The organism is Anoxybacillus suryakundensis (assembly GCF_001418025.1).
Taxonomy (GTDB): domain Bacteria; phylum Bacillota; class Bacilli; order Bacillales; family Anoxybacillaceae; genus Anoxybacillus; species Anoxybacillus tengchongensis.
In genome coordinates this window covers 53853-71308 of the sequence record NZ_LIOK01000010.1, presented here as the reverse complement: position 1 = coordinate 71308, position 17456 = coordinate 53853, and the positions used below count along the sequence as shown (strand labels likewise).

General features: G+C 41.4%; 20 protein-coding genes, 1 pseudogene and 1 riboswitch. Of the genes and pseudogenes, 18 read left to right on the top strand and 3 right to left on the bottom strand.

Annotated elements, in window-relative coordinates; all coding sequences use genetic code 11:
- Positions 1 to 9: 9 nt before the first annotated feature.
- From ASC42_RS09035 to ASC42_RS09000, 8 genes are all read left to right on the top strand, one after another.
- A complete protein-coding gene (locus ASC42_RS09035) occupies positions 10 to 1791 on the top strand; it encodes an acyl-CoA dehydrogenase family protein (RefSeq protein ID WP_055441476.1) in 1782 nt (593 codons plus the stop codon).
- Between the two features lie 68 nt (positions 1792 to 1859).
- Positions 1860 to 2219 carry an arsenate reductase family protein gene (locus tag ASC42_RS09030; protein WP_055441475.1) on the top strand — a complete coding sequence of 120 codons (360 nt, stop codon included), beginning with the start codon at positions 1860 to 1862 and terminating at the stop codon, positions 2217 to 2219.
- Positions 2220 to 2276: 57 nt separating this feature from the next.
- The gene (gene gcvH, locus ASC42_RS09025) at positions 2277 to 2660 is read left to right on the top strand and encodes a glycine cleavage system protein GcvH (RefSeq protein ID WP_055441474.1); all 384 of its coding nucleotides are present in this window, start codon (positions 2277 to 2279) and stop codon (positions 2658 to 2660) included.
- A 33-nt stretch (positions 2661 to 2693) separates the two neighbouring features.
- On the top strand, positions 2694 to 2942 hold the full coding sequence (locus ASC42_RS09020) for a YusG family protein (protein WP_055441473.1): 249 nt from the start codon (positions 2694 to 2696) through the stop codon (positions 2940 to 2942).
- Positions 2943 to 3039: 97 nt separating this feature from the next.
- Positions 3040 to 3387, top strand: a complete 348-nt coding sequence (locus tag ASC42_RS09015; protein WP_055441472.1) for a toprim domain-containing protein — start codon at positions 3040 to 3042, stop codon at positions 3385 to 3387.
- 8 nt (positions 3388 to 3395) lie between these two features.
- Positions 3396 to 3665, top strand: a complete 270-nt coding sequence (locus tag ASC42_RS09010; RefSeq protein ID WP_032101141.1) for a thioredoxin family protein — start codon at positions 3396 to 3398, stop codon at positions 3663 to 3665.
- A gap of 128 nt (positions 3666 to 3793) precedes the next feature.
- The gene (locus tag ASC42_RS09005) at positions 3794 to 4093 is read left to right on the top strand and encodes a hypothetical protein (RefSeq protein ID WP_055441471.1); all 300 of its coding nucleotides are present in this window, start codon (positions 3794 to 3796) and stop codon (positions 4091 to 4093) included.
- Positions 4094 to 4157: 64 nt separating this feature from the next.
- Positions 4158 to 5450 carry an O-acetylhomoserine aminocarboxypropyltransferase/cysteine synthase family protein gene (locus tag ASC42_RS09000; RefSeq protein ID WP_055441470.1) on the top strand — a complete coding sequence of 431 codons (1293 nt, stop codon included), beginning with the start codon at positions 4158 to 4160 and terminating at the stop codon, positions 5448 to 5450.
- Positions 5451 to 5489: 39 nt separating this feature from the next.
- On the opposite strand, the gene ASC42_RS08995 is transcribed toward ASC42_RS09000, so the two are convergent.
- Complete coding sequence (locus ASC42_RS08995; protein ID WP_055441469.1) at positions 5490 to 6089, bottom strand: response regulator transcription factor; 600 nt, start codon at positions 6087 to 6089, stop codon at positions 5490 to 5492.
- Between the two features lie 385 nt (positions 6090 to 6474).
- On the opposite strand from ASC42_RS08995, the gene ASC42_RS08990 reads away from it, so the two are divergent.
- From ASC42_RS08990 to sufB, 10 genes are all read left to right on the top strand, one after another.
- A complete protein-coding gene (locus ASC42_RS08990; protein WP_055441468.1) occupies positions 6475 to 6948 on the top strand; it encodes a hypothetical protein in 474 nt (157 codons plus the stop codon).
- A gap of 331 nt (positions 6949 to 7279) precedes the next feature.
- Positions 7280 to 7385: riboswitch (SAM riboswitch) on the top strand.
- Between the two features lie 71 nt (positions 7386 to 7456).
- Entirely contained in the window at positions 7457 to 8485 is a 1029-nt protein-coding gene (locus ASC42_RS08985; RefSeq protein WP_055441467.1) for a methionine ABC transporter ATP-binding protein, read from the top strand.
- Positions 8475 to 9143 (top strand): methionine ABC transporter permease, encoded by a 669-nt coding sequence (locus ASC42_RS08980; RefSeq protein WP_055441466.1) that lies wholly within the window; start codon positions 8475 to 8477, stop codon positions 9141 to 9143. The genes ASC42_RS08985 and ASC42_RS08980 overlap by 11 nt, the downstream gene beginning before the upstream one ends.
- Positions 9144 to 9160: 17 nt before the next feature.
- Entirely contained in the window at positions 9161 to 9985 is an 825-nt protein-coding gene (locus ASC42_RS08975) for a MetQ/NlpA family ABC transporter substrate-binding protein (protein ID WP_055441465.1), read from the top strand.
- Positions 9986 to 10056: 71 nt separating this feature from the next.
- A complete protein-coding gene (locus tag ASC42_RS08970; protein WP_055441464.1) occupies positions 10057 to 10401 on the top strand; it encodes a carboxymuconolactone decarboxylase family protein in 345 nt (114 codons plus the stop codon).
- A gap of 183 nt (positions 10402 to 10584) precedes the next feature.
- Positions 10585 to 11364 (top strand): Fe-S cluster assembly ATPase SufC, encoded by a 780-nt coding sequence (gene sufC, locus ASC42_RS08965; protein ID WP_009362262.1) that lies wholly within the window; start codon positions 10585 to 10587, stop codon positions 11362 to 11364.
- 15 nt (positions 11365 to 11379) lie between these two features.
- Positions 11380 to 12684 (top strand): Fe-S cluster assembly protein SufD, encoded by a 1305-nt coding sequence (gene sufD / locus ASC42_RS08960; protein WP_141653511.1) that lies wholly within the window; start codon positions 11380 to 11382, stop codon positions 12682 to 12684.
- Complete coding sequence (locus ASC42_RS08955) at positions 12684 to 13904, top strand: cysteine desulfurase (protein ID WP_055441492.1); 1221 nt, start codon at positions 12684 to 12686, stop codon at positions 13902 to 13904. Before sufD ends, ASC42_RS08955 begins: the two co-directional genes overlap by 1 nt.
- Positions 13894 to 14334 carry a Fe-S cluster assembly sulfur transfer protein SufU gene (gene sufU / locus ASC42_RS08950; RefSeq protein ID WP_055441462.1) on the top strand — a complete coding sequence of 147 codons (441 nt, stop codon included), beginning with the start codon at positions 13894 to 13896 and terminating at the stop codon, positions 14332 to 14334. Before ASC42_RS08955 ends, sufU begins: the two co-directional genes overlap by 11 nt.
- Before the next feature lie 24 nt (positions 14335 to 14358).
- On the top strand, positions 14359 to 15756 hold the full coding sequence (gene sufB, locus ASC42_RS08945; protein ID WP_006322751.1) for a Fe-S cluster assembly protein SufB: 1398 nt from the start codon (positions 14359 to 14361) through the stop codon (positions 15754 to 15756).
- Between the two features lie 62 nt (positions 15757 to 15818).
- Here sufB and ASC42_RS08940 read toward each other — a convergent pair.
- Together ASC42_RS08940 and ASC42_RS13730 are read right to left on the bottom strand one after the other, a co-directional pair.
- Positions 15819 to 16766, bottom strand: a pseudogene (locus tag ASC42_RS08940) (tyrosine-type recombinase/integrase); the annotation flags it as partial.
- Entirely contained in the window at positions 16664 to 16981 is a 318-nt protein-coding gene (locus ASC42_RS13730) for a transposase (RefSeq protein WP_344853550.1), read from the bottom strand. The pseudogene ASC42_RS08940 and the gene ASC42_RS13730, both read right to left, overlap by 103 nt.
- Positions 16982 to 17456 lie beyond the last annotated feature (475 nt).

The following is a 17456-nucleotide window of genomic DNA, read 5'->3' as shown; positions in this document are numbered from 1 at the left end:
GAGAAAACGATGGAAAAAGCATTACAAATTGCACAAGGTGGTAGCTTTTTAATTGAAGATGTGTCACCAACTCAAGTGTTTACACCAGAAGATTTTACAGACGAACAAAAAATGATTGCAAAAACGACAGAAGAATTTGTCGTTAATGAAGTGTTGCCGCAACTAGAACATCTAGAAAACCATGAGTTTGATCGCTCGGTAGCTCTTTTAAAGCAAGCAGGTGAACTCGGATTGCTTGGCGCAGATGTGCCGGAAGAATACGGCGGATTAAGTTTAGATAAAATTAGCTCGGCATTAATTGCTGAAAAAATGGCGCGCGCAGGCGGCTTCTCGATTTCACACGGCGCGCACGTTGGGATTGGCTCACTTCCGATCGTCTTGTTCGGAACAGAAGAGCAAAAGCAAAAATATTTACCAGCGCTTGCGACAGGTGAGAAAATTGCTGCTTATGCGTTAACAGAACCAGGCTCTGGTTCGGATGCACTCGGTGCGAAAACGACAGCAAAACTGAATCCGGAAGGTACGCATTACATTTTAAATGGGGAAAAACAATGGATTACGAACGCTGGGTTTGCTGATGTATTCGTTGTCTACGCGAAAGTCGATGGTGAGCATTTCACAGCATTTATCGTTGAGCGTGATTTTCCAGGAGTGTCGACAGGAGCAGAAGAAAAGAAAATGGGCATTAAAAGCTCATCGACACGCACATTAATTTTACAAGATGCGCTCGTTCCGAAAGAAAACGTGCTTGGTGAAATCGGCAAAGGGCATATCATCGCCTTTAACATTTTAAACATCGGTCGCTATAAACTTGGTGTCGGTGCCGTTGGCGGGGCAAAGCGTGCCCTTGAGGTGACAATTCAATACGCAAATCAACGCCAACAATTTAAAACACCAATTTCGAAATTTACATTAACACAAGAAAAATTAGCGACGATGGCATCGAAATTGTATGCGGCAGAAAGCTCCGTCTACCGTACAGTCGGGTTGTTTGAAGCGCGCATGGGACAGCTAACGGATGAGCAAGCAAAAGACGGAAAAGAAACAGCAAAAGCGATTGCGGAATATGCGATTGAATGTTCATTGAATAAAGTATTTGCTACGGAAATGTTAGACTATATCGTGGATGAAGGGGTACAAATTCACGGTGGTTATGGTTTCATGCAAGAATACGAAATTGAACGCATGTATCGCGATTCACGTATTAACCGCATTTTTGAAGGAACGAACGAAATTAACCGCCTCCTTGTACCAGGAATGTATTTAAGAAAGGCGATGAAAGGCGAGTTACCTCTTTTACAAAAAGCACAACAACTACAAGAAGAGCTCATGATGCTCATGCCCGAAGAGGTTGGCGATGGCGTGCTTGAACAAGAAAAATATCTTGTTCGTAATGCGAAAAAAATCGCTTTAATGATCGCAGGATTAGCTGCTCAAAAGTTTGGTCCGAAACTTGAAAAAGAACAAGAAGTGCTCGTAAATATTGCGGACATTGTCAGCAACGTATATGCGATGGAATCAGCCCTTTTGCGTACGGAAAAAGCGATTGCCCAATCGAGTGTTGAGAAAAATAAACAAAAAGTATTGTACACACAAATTTTCTGCCAAGAAGCGTTTAATGAAATTGAAGCACATGCAAAAGAAACGATCGTTGCTGTTGAGCAAGGCGATATGTTGCGCATGATGCTTTCTGCATTGCGCAAATTAACGCGTCACACGCCAATGAACATCATTGCGAAAAAACGCGAAGCAGCACAAGCATTAATTGAAGCTGAACGGTATGTTGTGTAATAATGGAAGTACCAGACGCATCGTCTGGTACTTTCGCTTTGTTATCGTATCATAGATGAGGTGAGAAAATGGTAATATTTTATTGGTATCCAAAATGCGGCACATGTCGCAAAGCAAAAAAATGGTTAGATGAAAACAACATTTCGGTACAAGCTATACATATCGTTGAACAGCCGCCATCAAAAGAGCAGTTGCGGACGCTATATGAAAAAAGTGGGCTTGATTTAAAAAAATTTTTTAATACGAGCGGTATGAAGTATCGTGAACTCGGGTTAAGAGACAAATTAAAGACGATGACAGAAGAAGAAATGTTGCAATTGTTGTCATCAGACGGGATGTTAATGAAGCGTCCAATCATCACAAACGGAGAACAAGTCATTGTCGGATTTGACGAACAAAAATATCACGAAATGTTTAAATTATCGTGAAATCATATTAAAAATCGTGTATGATGAAGAAGAAGATGATATGTTGGAGGGAAAACGATGAGCATTCCAAAAGAGCTACGTTATTCACAAGAACATGAATGGGTGCGTGTCGAAGGAAGTACGGTTCGTATCGGGATTACTGACTTTGCCCAGTCAGAACTTGGTGACATCGTATTCGTTGAATTGCCAGAAGTCGGTGCTCAACTCACAGCAAACGAGCCATTTGGTAGCGTGGAATCAGTAAAAACTGTGTCTGAATTATATGCTCCAATTAGTGGGAAAGTAGTAGCTGTGAATGAAGAGTTGAACGACAACCCAGAGTATGTAAACGAATCACCGTATGATAAAGCATGGATGATTGTCATTGAGCCGAGCGATCTAAGTGAAGTGGACAACTTGTTAACAGCGGAACAATATGAACAAATGATTAACGAAGACTAAAAAAGAACTTACAGGGCACCCTATACAACAGGGGTGTCTTTTTTGCTAAAACAAAAAACGATGGATATTACACAACACGTCATCGGTAAATTGAATGAAAACGGTGATTTTCAATTGTTTTATGACAATGAATGTGTTGGACAATTTGTCCGAGAATCGAATACGTTTAAGTTGAAACATGGATATGAACAGCAAAATGGGCGCATATTGAAAAGTGTGACAGCTACTGGAAATCCAAATATGAAATATGTCGATTGTGATACAGAAGATGGTTGGTGTTAAGGGCAGCGACGGCGCTGTCCTTTTCTATGGGATAAAAGGAGAAAAGGTGTGCGATCACGAATATAATATACATAAATGAATATGCAAGGTGATGACGATGGCGATTGTTGATGTAGAAAAAGTGATTATTGTGGAAGGGCGCTCAGATAAACGAAAAATCGAAAGTATCATTAGTGAACCTGTTGAAATTATATGTACAAACGGAACGCTTAGCACCACCAAACTTGATGAATTAATCGATGCTTTGTACGATAAAGATGTGTACATTTTAGTTGATTCCGATGAAGCAGGGGAAAAATTGCGTCGTCAACTTCGTCGAGAGTTTCCTCATGCTGAGCATTTATATATTGATAAAATGTATCGTGAGGTGGCAGCCGCTCCGAAGCATCACATCGCGGTTGTATTATTAAGTGCAAACATTGATGTACACGCACAATATTTATAGAAAGTTGTGTGATTGTCGTGAAAGTTGTCTATATGTACACACCATTATGTGGCACGTGTCAAGTGGCAAGTCGAATGGTTGATGTACTTGAACAGTTATTGCCAACCGTTACATTTGAGCGTCAAGATTTAAACTATGTGCCGGACAAAGCGGTTGAGTGGTGCATTGAAAGCGTTCCTTGTTTACTTATTTTTCAACATGGCGAACTTGTACAAAAAATATACGCCTTTCATTCGGTTCCATACTTATACGAAACGTTGCGAAAGCTGGCTGAATAAGCCAGCTTTCGACATATTTCTTGGGAAATTGACGAGGAAAGAAGACATTTGTCGACCGTTTATAGCAGGAACTACTCGTCTTCGTATGGAAATAATGGATATGAGAAATATGGGACGGGGGCGGTTGAATGAACATGTTAACGCCGATTTTGCCGAATGACTGTTTATATATTCAATTGCAATGGGAAGGCAAGCAAGTATTATTGTGCGTATCAAAAGAAGGTATTCGTCGTGTTGAAGAGGCAAATGTGGAGCAAATGATTACGATTCGTGGTTCAGCAAAAGCGATCATGTCATTATTGGAAGGTTCATTAAAACTTCAGCAACAACTTCGATTAAATGAATTATCTGTCACAGCATCGTTTCGTCACATTTTATTATTAGAGTCGATCTTTTTTCTTGCTAAACCGTACGACCTTGTTCATTGACGAGCTATTTTTATCGTGTTAAAATTCAAAATATTCAACAATTATTCGTGCAGGAGGAGAAACGATGAAATTTGAAACGATTGCTGTTCATGGCGGATTGCAAACCGATCCAGTAACGAAAGCGCGTGCAGTGCCGATTTATCAGTCCAATGCGTATTTGTTTGATCATACGGAGCATGCGGCCAATTTATTTGCATTAAAAGAAGCGGGGTACATTTATACACGCATTCATAATCCGACAGTTACTGTATTTGAAGAACGAGTGGCCAAGCTCGAAGGTGGTGTAGGAGCTTTAGCTGTAGCGAGCGGAATGGCAGCGATTACGATGGCGATTTTAAACGTCGCTCAAGCCGGGGATGACATCGTTTCTGCTTCGACGTTATATGGAGGAACGTACAATTTGCTCGCAAATACGTTACCGAAATACGGCATCACGACACATTTTGTCGATCCGACCGATCCAGAAAATTTCCGCGCTGCCATTACGCCGAAAACGAAAGCCATTTTTGCCGAAACGATCGGCAATCCGAGCTTGCACGTGTTAGATATTGAAGCGGTTGCGGAGGTTGCTCGCGAAGCAGGCATTCCGCTCATTATTGATAATACGTTTGCGACGCCTTATCTTTGCCGTCCGATTGAACACGGAGCAAATATCGTTATTCATTCAGCGACGAAATGGCTACTTGGCAACGGAACGACGCTAGGTGGCATCATTGTCGACGGCGGAAATTTTGATTGGAATTCGCCGAAGTTTCCATCGTTTACGACACCAGATCCAAGCTACCATAATCTCGTATACGCACACATTGGTGCAGCAGCGTATATCGTGAAAGCACGCGTGCAACTATTGCGCGATTTAGGACCAGCGATGAGCCCGTTCAACGCATTTCAGTTTAATTTAGGGCTTGAAACGTTACACGTACGCATGAAAGAACATATTGCCAACACGAGAAAAATTGTTGAGTATTTAGACAACCATCCAGCAGTCAATTGGGTGTTATATCCTGAGCATGACGATCACCCAGCAAAAGAGCTAGCGAAAAAATATATGCCAAAGGGGGCAGGAGCTGTCGTTGTTTTCGGCATTCAAGGCGGTCGTGAAGCGGGGGCGACATTGATTAACAACGTTAAACTTTGGTCGCATGTCGCCAACGTCGGCGATGCAAAAAGTTTAATTATTCATCCAGCGAGCACGACGCATCAACAACTGAGCGGAGAAGATTTACAAGCGTCTGGTGTAACAGAAGATATGATTCGTTTATCAGTCGGAATCGAAAACGTGGACGATTTAATTGAAGACTTAGAACAGGCAATTGAAGCGGCGACAGGTATTCGTTCTGTATATTCGCAAGTGTAGGTATGAAAGGTGCTAGTTATATATTTCGACTAGCACCTTTCATTTTATGAGTTGTAACCGTAGCGCTTCCGCAACCGCTCCAGTTCGTGACGAAACCTTTAGTTTTTCGAAAATACAAGAAAGGTGACGTTCTACTGTTCGTTTGCTTATCATTAGCTGTTCGCTAATTTGTGTACTCGTTTGATCATCCGCTAACATTTGTAATATATCGATTTCCATGTTTGTTAAACCGTGCTTTGTTAAATACGCAGTTTCATTATCCGCTAAAAAAAGTTTTTCTCCTTCGTTGCTGTATCGGATCACATGTGCTAAATGAGTGGAAACTTTTTCTTTTGACAATACGCCGGATACACCTGCTTCGTACGCAGATAAGGCGAGCGGTGGATAGTTGCATAGCATAATGATATTTATCGTGGGATGTGTCTCCTTCACATTTTTTACCCAGTCCCATGCTTTTGCTATGTGCATGTGTACATTTATTACAATGACGTCTGGTACATGTATATGTATGAGAGTATCTAGTGAATCAAGACAAGAAACAGAACCGATAACTGTTATGTTACTTTCGTTTTCCAATAATTTTTCCAACCCAAGCAAATAGATAGGATCAGAATCAATAAGCAATGTACGAATAGTCATGCGATTTCCCCTCCATTATTTTTTACTAGATTCTACTTCATTTAATAAACTTTGTCATTTATTTTGAAGAAATTGGCGGATTTTCGCCAAAAAATTGGCGGAAAATACGGATTTTTTTCTTTTCTATTTTTGGTAAAATGAAAATAGCTGATCAGCTATTTTTGGGAGAAGAAGCGGAGGAGTATGAGCAATGTATAAGTTGAGATAAAGAACGTCCGATTTTTATACAATATGTTGTACCTATGGTGAGTAATCAGCTAAATAAAAATTCCTGCTTATATTCATGATACCGATGTTTAACTGGCGCTAATGTACAAGTCTATCTCATTATGGACAAGTAGCGGAGAACTAGCATTACAATTGGACTATGTGAGGAGAGAAAATAATGAAAAGGCAATTTAGAAGGCTTATTTTAGTTGCTACCCTAGCACTAACTGCTACTCTGTTATTAGATGGTTTTTTTGGGTCGTTAATTACTACTGAAGCTAGTACGCTCCCGAAACGAGTATATAAAGAGGGGAATGTAACAATTACAGTTACTCCTGCAGTAGGGAGTTCAATAGCAAAATTAAGCAATTCAAAATCAAAAATTGCTCCACTTGATACGATTGTCCGAGGAAATAAAGAAACAAAAACGGTTCAGAGTATGTATGGTACAGTGACGATGACAGTTACGTACGATCGAAATCTAACGACTAAGACTTCTACTATTACGGGGATTTATTCTTTAGAAAACACTGATTCTTACTTAAAATTAGTTGATAAATGGTATACCTCTAGTGTTGCACAAGCTGACTACTATGACTCCTTTCATAAAGTGTACGTAACGATTAAAATTACAAAAGAAGAATGTAATTAAAGGATCCGTTTGTCATGTAACTATGTATGCCTACAATTGGAAAGTTTAACTTCATTTTTTGAACTGAAGAGGCTGATCTAAAACGCTAATGCGTTTTGGGTAAGCCTCTCACACTGTTTACATAACAAAAGCAGAGGGTTGTTCGTAGCCCGACATCCTAGGAGTAGCGATTCCTCAATGATATATATATTCAGTTCACTTAATCATGACGGGAAATAGTTGAAAAAATTTTTATTGACACCGTCCTTCTTTTGATGATATACTCACTTTCGTAGTTTAAAAATGTCCTTGAATGCATTAAAACGTTAACTGAATAAAGCGTTTAAAAGCGCTCTTATCAAGAGAGGTGGAGGGATGTGCCCGATGAAACCCGGCAACCGTCAGTGCTGCTGAAATGGTGCCAATTCACACAAAGCGTTTGCTTTGGGAGATAAGAGACAGAATGGATGATGACGCCTTTCTGTTCTCTTGAGCAGAAAGGCTTTTTTCATGGAAGGAAGGTGACAGCATGATTACTTTATCAAACGTAACGAAAGTATATAAAGCGGCAAGTGGACATGTGACGGCGGTTGATCATGTAAACTTGCATATCGAACAAGGAGAAATTTTCGGCATCATCGGTTATAGTGGAGCAGGGAAAAGTTCCCTCATTCGATTGCTAAATGGACTAGAAAAGCCGACAAGTGGTGAAGTCATTGTCGATGGAAAAGATATGGGGAAAATTAGTGGGAAACAATTACGACAAGCGCGTCAGCAAATTGGAATGATTTTTCAACACTTTAATTTACTTTGGTCGCGAACGGTGCGCGAAAACATTGCTTTTCCGTTAGAAATTGCGGGTGTACCGAAAGAAGAACGAATGAAACGCGTCGATGAACTCATTCAACTCGTCGGTTTGCAAGGAAGAGAACATGCGTATCCGTCACAACTGAGCGGGGGGCAAAAGCAGCGTGTCGGCATTGCGCGCGCATTAGCGAACAACCCGAAAGTGTTATTATGTGATGAAGCAACGTCGGCGCTTGATCCGCAAACGACCGATTCCATTTTAGATTTGCTTGTTGATATTAACAAACGCCTCGGCTTAACGATCGTATTAATTACACACGAAATGCACGTTATTCGTAAAATTTGTGATCGTGTAGCGGTAATGGAAAACGGAAAAATTGTCGAAATGGGCGAAGTGCTTCACGTGTTCCGTAAGCCAGAACAACCGATTACGAAACGATTTGTTCAGCAAGTGACGGAGCCGGAGGAAACAAAAGAAGCGATGTTGCATCTTCTTGAACGTTATCCGAACGGCCAAGTTGTCCAGCTTACGTTTGTCGGCGAAGCGGCTGAGCAACCGCTCATTACACAACTTATTCGCCAATTCGATTTGAATATAAATATTTTACAAGGGAAAATTTCACAAACGCATCACGGTTCATACGGGGTGTTGTTCATTCACTTAGATGGTGCGAATGGAGAAGTTGAGCGAGCGCTCGCTTTTATTCGCCAGCAAGAAGTTGAAGTGGAGGTGTTGGCGAATGTCCAATGAACTATTTCCGAACGTCGTTTGGGAAAAAATATGGGCGGCAACGATGGAGACGTTGTATATGACCGCTATTTCTGTTGCAGCAACATTTGTGCTCGGTATTTTACTTGGGTTGTTGTTGTTTCTAACGTCTAAGGGAAACATATGGGAAAATCGTTTGATTAACGGTGTGATCGCATCGTTCGTCAATATTTTCCGTTCCATCCCGTTCATTATTTTAATTATTTTGCTCATTCCGTTTACAAAGCTCGTTGTCGGCACGATTCTTGGAGCGAATGCTGCGCTACCAGCGCTCATTATTGGTGCTGCACCGTTTTATGCACGCATGGTTGAAATTGCGCTTCGTGAAATTGATAAAGGTGTCATTGAAGCGGCAAAAGCGATGGGAGCGACGACAACAACAATCATTTGGAAAGTGCTTCTTCCAGAAGCGCTCCCTGCCCTTGTATCTGGGATTACGGTAACAGCAATCGCGCTCGTTGGTTACACAGCGATGGCAGGAGTTGTTGGTGCTGGGGGGCTTGGAAACTTAGCGTATTTAGAAGGATTTCAACGCAACAATAACGACGTTACATTTGTTGCGACAGTGCTCATTTTAATCATCGTCTTTATTATTCAGTTTATTGGTGACTTTGTCACTTCTAAAATAGATAAACGATAAAAAGGAGGAAGAAACAGATGAAAAAATGGATTTCTTTACTTGTTGCTGCAGTTGTTGTATTAGCGCTTGCTGCTTGCGGAAACAGCGAAAGTGCGGAAGAAAAGACGAATAAGCTTGTCGTTGGGGCATCAAACGTGCCACATGCGGAAATTTTAGAACAAGCAAAACCGATTTTAAAAGAAAAAGGTATTGAATTAGAAATTGTGACATTCCAAGATTACGTATTACCGAACAAAGCGTTAGCGGATAAAGAGTTAGATGCAAACTATTTCCAACACATTCCTTATTTAGAAGCACAAATGAAAGAACATGGCTATGACTTTGTAAATGCTGGTGGTATTCATATTGAGCCAATCGGCGTATACTCTAAAAAATATAAAAGCCTTGAAGAGCTACCAAACGGTGCGAAAATTATTATGAGCAACTCGGTTGCTGACCACGGTCGCATTTTATCGATGCTTGAAGAAAAAGGGTTAATTAAGTTAAAAGAAGGTGTCGACAAAACGAAAGCAACTGTTGATGATATCGTTGAAAATCCGAAAAATTTAGTGTTTGAAGCAGATGTCGAAGCTGGATTGCTTCCACAAGTATATAAAAACAACGAAGGAGATGCAGTATTAATTAACGCAAACTATGCGTTAGATGCTGGTTTAGATCCAGCAAAAGATCCGATTGCGGTTGAATCGCCAGAAAACAACCCATACGTGAACATTATTGCCGTTCGCAAAGGTGACGAAAAACGTAAAGAAATTCAAACGCTTGTAGAAGTATTGCAATCAAAAGACATTCAAGACTTCATTTTACAAAAGTATAATGGCGCAGTTATTCCAGCGACAAAATAAGGATGTCCAATCGGGCATCCTTTTATATTTTTTGAAAAACGACGCATGATAAAAAGGAAGGAGGAGTGCATATGTCGATGGAACAATGTTTACACGAATATAAGCAAGGGTTAGGAACGTTTACGCAACATATGCCGAAAGTTGGGCAAACGTTTAACGCGTTTACAGAAGCATGTTTTGCAGAAGGGATGTTATCGAAAAAAGAAAAGCAGTTAATCGCATTGGGCATTAGCGTCGCCAAACAAGATGAATATTGCACCATCTATCATACGAAAGGGTGCATTGATGAAGGGGCGACAGAGAAAGAAATATTTGAAGCGTGCGCCGTTGCGGCTGCTTTAGCGGGTGGAGCGACGATGAGCCAAGCGGTTACGCTCGTTCGGCAATGTGTTAATGAATTTACTCGCATGCATTAAAAGGATAGGGAGGTCTCCTATCCTTTTTTACATACGTGATTAAGCGAACAAACTTTAGAAACAAAAAAGTATCAAAATGCTTGCAATAAGGTTGCTAATACTTTTCATCTGTTATAAAATTGTAATGAGAATAAAATGAGAATTACGTTTTATGAACATAAGTGAAACTGGAGGTATTTTTTTATGGCAACATTAACGATTAAAGATCTTCACGTTGCAATTGACGGAAAGGAAATTTTAAAAGGTGTTAACCTTGAAATTAAAGGCGGCGAGTTTCATGCAATTATGGGACCGAACGGAACAGGAAAATCGACATTATCTGCGGCCATTATGGGTCATCCAAAATATGAAGTAACAAAAGGAAGCATTACATTAGATGGTCAAGATGTATTAGAAATGGAAGTAGACGAGCGTGCTCGTGCTGGGTTGTTTTTAGCGATGCAATATCCGAGCGAAATTAGCGGTGTGACAAATGCCGACTTCTTGCGTTCAGCGATTAATGCGCGTCGTGGAGAAGGAAACGAAATTTCATTAATGAAATTTATTCGTCAACTAGATGAAAAAATGGCGTTTTTAGAAATGAATCCAGATATGGCGCATCGTTATTTAAATGAAGGATTTTCAGGCGGAGAGAAAAAGAGAAATGAAATTTTGCAATTAATGATGTTACAACCGAAAATTGCAATTTTAGATGAAATTGACTCAGGGCTTGACATTGACGCATTAAAAGTTGTTGCAAAAGGTGTTAATGAAATGCGTAGCAGCGACTTCGGCTGTTTAATCATTACGCACTATCAGCGTTTATTAAACTATATTACACCAGATTATGTGCATGTCATGATGCAAGGACGTATTGTAAAATCTGGTGGTCCAGAGTTAGCACAACGTCTTGAGGCGGAAGGATACGACTGGATTAAAAAAGAGCTAGGCATTGAAGATGAAGTCGTCGAGCAAGAAGCGTAAGCGTTAGGAGGATTTGTGATGATTGAGACGAAACTACCATTCGACCAACAGTATGTACGCTCTTTTTCTGAAGGGCGTGGAGAACCGGACTGGCTTTTACATGTTCGCTTACAAGCTCTTGCGCAAGCGGAACAACTTCCTTTACCGAAGCCAGATAAAACAAAAATTGATCGTTGGAATTTCACGCAATTTTCTACTCATCTCGTTGAAAGTGCGCCACTTTCTTCGTTAGAAGAGTTGCCAGAAGAAGTGAAAGTGCTAATCGATATCGACGAAGAGCAAAAAAACGTATATGTGCAACGCGATCATACATGTGCATACGTATCGCTTGCTGATGAATTAAAAGAAAAAGGTGTCATTTTTACAGACTTAGCGACAGCTGTCCATGAACATAGCGAGCTTGTGCAAAAATATTTTATGGACGGCGTGAAAGTAAACGAACATCGCCTAGCTGCGCTTCATGCCGCACTTGTAAACGGCGGAATGTTTGTATACGTACCAAAGCACGTGCAAGTGAATGTGCCGTTGCAAGCGGTATATGTGCATGAAAAAGCGGAAGCGTTATTTAACCATGTCATTATTGTTGCGGACGTCGGTAGTAAAGTAACGTATGTCGAAAACTACATTTCAACATGTGAACGTTCCGAAGCGATCGTGAACATCATTGCTGAAGTGTTTGCATTAGACGATGCGCAAGTATTTTTTGGCGCTGTGGACAGTTTAGCGAAAGGGACGACGACATACGTAAACCGCCGCGGTATCACAGGTCGTCATGCACGCATTGAATGGGCGCTCGGTTTAATGAACGACGGAAACACGATTTCAGAAAACGTGACGCGCCTCATTGGCGACGGCTCATTCGGTGATACGAAGACAGTTGTTGTAAGTCGCGGTGAGCAAGTGCAAAACTTTACGACAAGCGTCATTCATTACGGAAAACATACAGAAGGCTACATTTTAAAACATGGCGTTGTGAAAGACGAAGCGACTTCCATTTTTAACGGCATCGGTAAAATTGAGCACGGGGCATCGAAATCAAATGCAGAACAAGAATCACGTGTGCTTATGTTAAGTCCAAAAGGACGCGGGGATGCGAATCCGATTTTATTAATTGATGAAGATGATGTGACAGCCGGTCATGCGGCATCTGTCGGTCGAGTTGATCCGACGCAATTATATTATTTAATGAGCCGCGGTATTTCGAAAACGGAAGCGGAGCGATTAATTATTCATGGCTTTTTAGCGCCAGTCGTCAATGAAATTCCAATTGAACGTGTGAAAAAACAATTAATCGAAGTGATCGAAAGGAAAGTTAAATGATGAACGGAAAAGAACTTCGTCAACTATTTCCGATTTTAGATCAACAAGTAAACGGCAAGCCACTCGTTTATTTAGATAGCGCGGCGACGTCACAAAAACCGTTGTCGGTCATTGAAGCGATTGACAATTATTATCGTCAATACAATTCAAACGTTCATCGCGGCGTGCATACGCTTGGTACGAAGGCAACCGATGCATACGAAGGGGCGCGCGAAAAAGTGCGGCGCTTCATTGGTGCCGCCTCGACAGAAGAAATTATTTTTACACGCGGGACGACAACGGCGATTAATCTAGTGGCGGCAAGCTACGGTCGCGCCAACGTGCGTGAAGGCGATGAAATTGTCATTACGTACATGGAGCACCATAGCAACATCATCCCATGGCAACAAGTTGCCAGACAAACAGGGGCAACGTTAAAATACATTCCGCTTCAACCAGACGGAACGATTCGCTTAGCAGATGTGGAACAAACAGTCACGTCGAACACAAAAATTGTGGCTGTGATGCACGTATCAAACGTACTCGGTACAATTAACCCAGTAAAAGAAATTGCGCAAATCGCGCACAAAAACGGTGCCGTTGTTGTTGTTGACGGGGCGCAAAGTACGCCGCATATGAAAGTGAACGTACAGGAGCTCGATTGCGATTTTTATGCGTTTTCAGGCCATAAAATGTGCGGTCCGACAGGTATTGGCGTATTATACGGTAAAAAACGCTTACTTGAGCAAATGGAGCCTGTTGAATTTGGTGGCGAAATGATTGATTTCGTTGGTTTGTATGAGTCAACATGGAAAGAACTTCCGTGGAAATTTGAGGGTGGTACACCAATTATCGCTGGAGCGATTGGTTTAGGAGCTGCGATCGATTTCCTTGAACAAATTGGGTTAGATTATATTGCTGAGCATGAACATCGTTTAGCACAATATGCACTTGAACAGTTGTCAACGATTGACGGGTTAACGATTTACGGTCCGAAAGAACGGGCAGGGCTCGTGACATTTAATATTGACGGTGTTCATCCGCACGATGTTGCGACCGTCTTAGATGCGGAAGGTATTGCTGTTCGTGCTGGTCACCATTGTGCGCAACCACTTATGAAGTGGCTAAACGTGACGGCAACTGCACGCGCAAGCTTTTATTTGTACAACACAGAAGAGGAAATTGATGCACTCGTTTCAGCATTAAAGAAAACGAAGGAGTATTTCAGCTATGTCTTTTAATAGCCATTTAGATACGTTGTATCGACAAGTCATTATGGATCATTATAAAAACCCGAGAAATCGTGGTGTGTTAGAAGGGGAACATGTCGATATCAACATGAACAACCCGACGTGTGGCGACCGTATTCATTTAACGTTAAAAGTAGAAGGCGGAAAAATTGTCGATGCGAAGTTTGAAGGAGAGGGCTGTTCTATTTCGATGTCCTCCGCATCGATGATGACGGAGGCGATTAAAGGAAAAACGATTGAAGAGGCGCTCAAGCTATCAACGATTTTTTCCGACATGATGCAAGGAAAAGATTATGATGATTCGATTGATTTAGGTGATATTGAAGCACTTCAAGGTGTATCGAAATTTCCAGCTCGCATTAAATGTGCAACGTTAGCGTGGAAAGCGATGGAAAAAGGATTGCATGAGCAACAAGGCTAGTCATAAAACAAGGAGGCGAACGAGATGGCGAAAAAAATGCCAGAAATCGGTGAATATAAGTACGGTTTCGCCGATAAAGATGTATCTGTCTTCCGCGCTGAGCGTGGATTAACGCGCGAAATTGTAGAAGAAATTTCGCGAATGAAAAATGAACCAAAGTGGATGCTTGACTTTCGCTTGAAGGCGTTAGATATTTTTTACAGCATGCCGATGCCACAATGGGGTGGCGATTTATCAAGCTTAGATTTCGATGAAATTACGTATTACGTCAAACCGTCGGAAAAATCCGGTCGTTCTTGGGATGAAGTACCAGAAGAAATTAAAGCAACGTTCGATAAGCTCGGTATTCCAGAAGCAGAACAAAAATATTTAGCTGGGGTATCGGCGCAATACGAGTCGGAAGTTGTATACCATAACATGAAAGAAGACCTTGAGAAATTAGGGGTCATTTTTAAAGATACAGACTCAGCGCTAAAAGAAAACGAAGATTTGTTCCGCGAGCATTGGGCGAAAGTCGTTCCGCCGACAGATAATAAATTTGCAGCACTCAACTCAGCCGTTTGGTCTGGTGGTTCATTCATTTACGTACCAAAAGGTGTAAAAGTTGATACGCCGTTGCAAGCGTATTTCCGAATTAACTCGGAAAATATGGGCCAATTTGAGCGGACGTTAATTATCGTCGACGAAGGGGCACACGTTCATTACGTTGAAGGCTGTACGGCGCCTGTCTATACGACAAACTCGCTTCATAGCGCCGTCGTTGAAATTATCGTGAAAAAGGGCGCGTATTGCCGTTATACAACGATTCAAAACTGGGCAAACAACGTCTTCAACCTCGTGACAAAACGTGCAGTTTGCGAAGAAAACGCGACGATGGAATGGATTGACGGAAATATCGGATCGAAGCTAACGATGAAATATCCAGCAGTTATTTTAAAAGGAGAAGGTGCGCGTGGTTTGACACTTTCGATTGCGATTGCTGGAAAAGGACAACATCAAGACGCAGGTGCAAAAATGATTCATTTAGCACCAAATACGTCATCAACGATCGTATCCAAATCGATTTCGAAACAAGGCGGAAAAGTCACATATCGCGGTATCGTTCATTTCGGACGGAAGGCGGACGGATCACGTTCAAATATTGAGTGCGACACACTCATCATGGATAATCAATCGACATCCGATACGATTCCATATAACGAAATTTTAAACGACAATATTTCGCTTGAACATGAAGCAAAAGTGTCGAAAGTATCAGAAGAACAACTATTTTATTTAATGAGCCGCGGCATCTCTGAACAAGAAGCGACAGAAATGATCGTAATGGGCTTTATTGAGCCGTTTACAAGAGAACTCCCGATGGAATACGCCGTTGAAATGAACCGTCTCATTAAGTTTGAAATGGAAGGTAGTATTGGTTAACCTTGATAAATAAAGGGTTTAGCGCTCCGTTGTGGGCGCTTCACCCACAATTCACCCACAATTCATTTTCTTTCGGTGTACCGCTGATACAACTCCAGTGCCCCATCCTCAATTTTCTTGGTCACATGGAGGTACGTATCAGCGGTCATTTTTATGCTGGCATGCCCTAATCGCTCGGAAACATATTTGATATTTGCCCCAGCCTCTAAAAGATGCACGGCGTGACTATGACGTAACGCATGCGGCGATAAAACAGGAAGTTCTGCCCGTTTACATACTTCTTTGAAATATTCCCTTACGACATTCGTCCGCAACCAACGTCCATCTTGCTGGTGAAAGACGATGTTCGTTTCTGGCTTCTTGTAGCCGGGATATCTTAAATACATCTCGTTCCGATTGATGCGATGTTTTTTCAATAAACGAATGGTCACTTCATCCAGCTTAATCGTCCGCAGACTCGCCTTTGATTTTGGAGTGGAAAGATAGGGTGTCGAGTTCGTCGGACACACTAGCGTTTTGTTCACCGTGAGCGTTTTATTTTCCAAGTCAATATCATCCCAGGTCAAAGCCAACGCTTCGCCAATTCGTAATCCTGTCCGCGCTAAAAGCGTAAATAACACGTAATATTGAATCGAATGTTGATACTTCGCGTGTTTTTGCGGCTTCTTTACCTCGTTCAAAAACTTCTCCAGTTGCTCACGTGTAAAATACTTCAGCTCGTTATTTTTCTCTGTCTCCTTTGGAATAGTGGTTTTAGTGACGGGATTCTCGCGCAAAATACGAAATTCATGAACAGCATCATTTAGTGCTGAGTTCATGATGCTGTGAATTCGCTGCACTGTCCCCTCGCTATATTGTTTCCCCAATTCGTTGATCCATTTTTGATACTCGACCCGATCGATTTCTTTTAGCTTGTAATTTCCCCAGCGTGGCAAAATGTTAAGCCCGACGTTTCGTTCTTGGAGCGTATACGTAATAGGCTTGACGTTTGGCTTTTTATACACCTCAAGCTCAATCGGCGCAAAAAGTCAAGGAACGTTTCGGCATTGACGGATGATGCACGATGAAACACCACATCGCCTTGTTGAACGTCAACTGCACCAAAAATGGACACATGGTCATGGTGACCGTAGCTTGGCACTTGTTTTTGATCTCCTACTTCTGCCCATGTCGTACGTAGCGCTTGATAGGCCCGAACATGTGTCTCATCCACATAAAACAGCATGACATTCTTGAAGGCGAACAGTGCCTGGCACTGTTCGCCAAATCAAATACATCGGAATATGCGAAATTGGAACTCAATCTAAAAGATTGTCCTCGGTGGATTCATCAGTAGGCGCAGTTAATGTCTCATTGTACTTTTCTTGAATAAAGTGTAATCAAATCCTCCAAAAAAATCATTAATTGTTCATCTACTCCTCACATTTCTCATAGCGGGATGATCTTACAAAACAATTGAAAAAAACAACCGTTATCGCTATTGTCTGAAAGGTTAAGTGATAAAATCGATTTCTGTCGAACAATGACGAAATTTGTTTGTCGAAAAATATTGCGAGTATGTTTTTTATAGCATAAAATCTCCTCATGCAGCTCGAATTAGACAACTTAGGATTGATAAGGAGAGAAAACATGAGGCATCTAAGAACATGGTTTGTTTGGTGGTTAGTATTTTTATTAGTTTTTACGAGTATTCCTATGGA

Excerpts from the sequence above, each read along its gene's own strand:
- ASC42_RS09035 (WP_055441476.1), top strand. The coding sequence starts at position 10 with ATGGAAAAAGCATTACAAATTGCACAAGGTGGTAGCTTTTTAATTGAA.
- ASC42_RS09030 (WP_055441475.1), top strand. The coding sequence starts at position 1,860 with ATGGTAATATTTTATTGGTATCCAAAATGCGGCACATGTCGCAAAGCA.
- gcvH (WP_055441474.1), top strand. The coding sequence starts at position 2,277 with ATGAGCATTCCAAAAGAGCTACGTTATTCACAAGAACATGAATGGGTG.
- ASC42_RS09015 (WP_055441472.1), top strand. The coding sequence starts at position 3,040 with ATGGCGATTGTTGATGTAGAAAAAGTGATTATTGTGGAAGGGCGCTCA.
- ASC42_RS09005 (WP_055441471.1), top strand. The coding sequence starts at position 3,794 with ATGAACATGTTAACGCCGATTTTGCCGAATGACTGTTTATATATTCAA.
- ASC42_RS09000 (WP_055441470.1), top strand. The coding sequence starts at position 4,158 with ATGAAATTTGAAACGATTGCTGTTCATGGCGGATTGCAAACCGATCCA.
- ASC42_RS08995 (WP_055441469.1), bottom strand. The coding sequence starts at position 6,089 with ATGACTATTCGTACATTGCTTATTGATTCTGATCCTATCTATTTGCTT.
- ASC42_RS08990 (WP_055441468.1), top strand. The coding sequence starts at position 6,475 with ATGAAAAGGCAATTTAGAAGGCTTATTTTAGTTGCTACCCTAGCACTA.
- ASC42_RS08985 (WP_055441467.1), top strand. The coding sequence starts at position 7,457 with ATGATTACTTTATCAAACGTAACGAAAGTATATAAAGCGGCAAGTGGA.
- ASC42_RS08980 (WP_055441466.1), top strand. The coding sequence starts at position 8,475 with ATGTCCAATGAACTATTTCCGAACGTCGTTTGGGAAAAAATATGGGCG.
- ASC42_RS08975 (WP_055441465.1), top strand. The coding sequence starts at position 9,161 with ATGAAAAAATGGATTTCTTTACTTGTTGCTGCAGTTGTTGTATTAGCG.
- ASC42_RS08970 (WP_055441464.1), top strand. The coding sequence starts at position 10,057 with ATGTCGATGGAACAATGTTTACACGAATATAAGCAAGGGTTAGGAACG.
- sufC (WP_009362262.1), top strand. The coding sequence starts at position 10,585 with ATGGCAACATTAACGATTAAAGATCTTCACGTTGCAATTGACGGAAAG.
- ASC42_RS08955 (WP_055441492.1), top strand. The coding sequence starts at position 12,684 with ATGAACGGAAAAGAACTTCGTCAACTATTTCCGATTTTAGATCAACAA.
- sufU (WP_055441462.1), top strand. The coding sequence starts at position 13,894 with ATGTCTTTTAATAGCCATTTAGATACGTTGTATCGACAAGTCATTATG.
- sufB (WP_006322751.1), top strand. The coding sequence starts at position 14,359 with ATGGCGAAAAAAATGCCAGAAATCGGTGAATATAAGTACGGTTTCGCC.
- ASC42_RS13730 (WP_344853550.1), bottom strand. The coding sequence starts at position 16,981 with ATGCTGTTTTATGTGGATGAGACACATGTTCGGGCCTATCAAGCGCTA.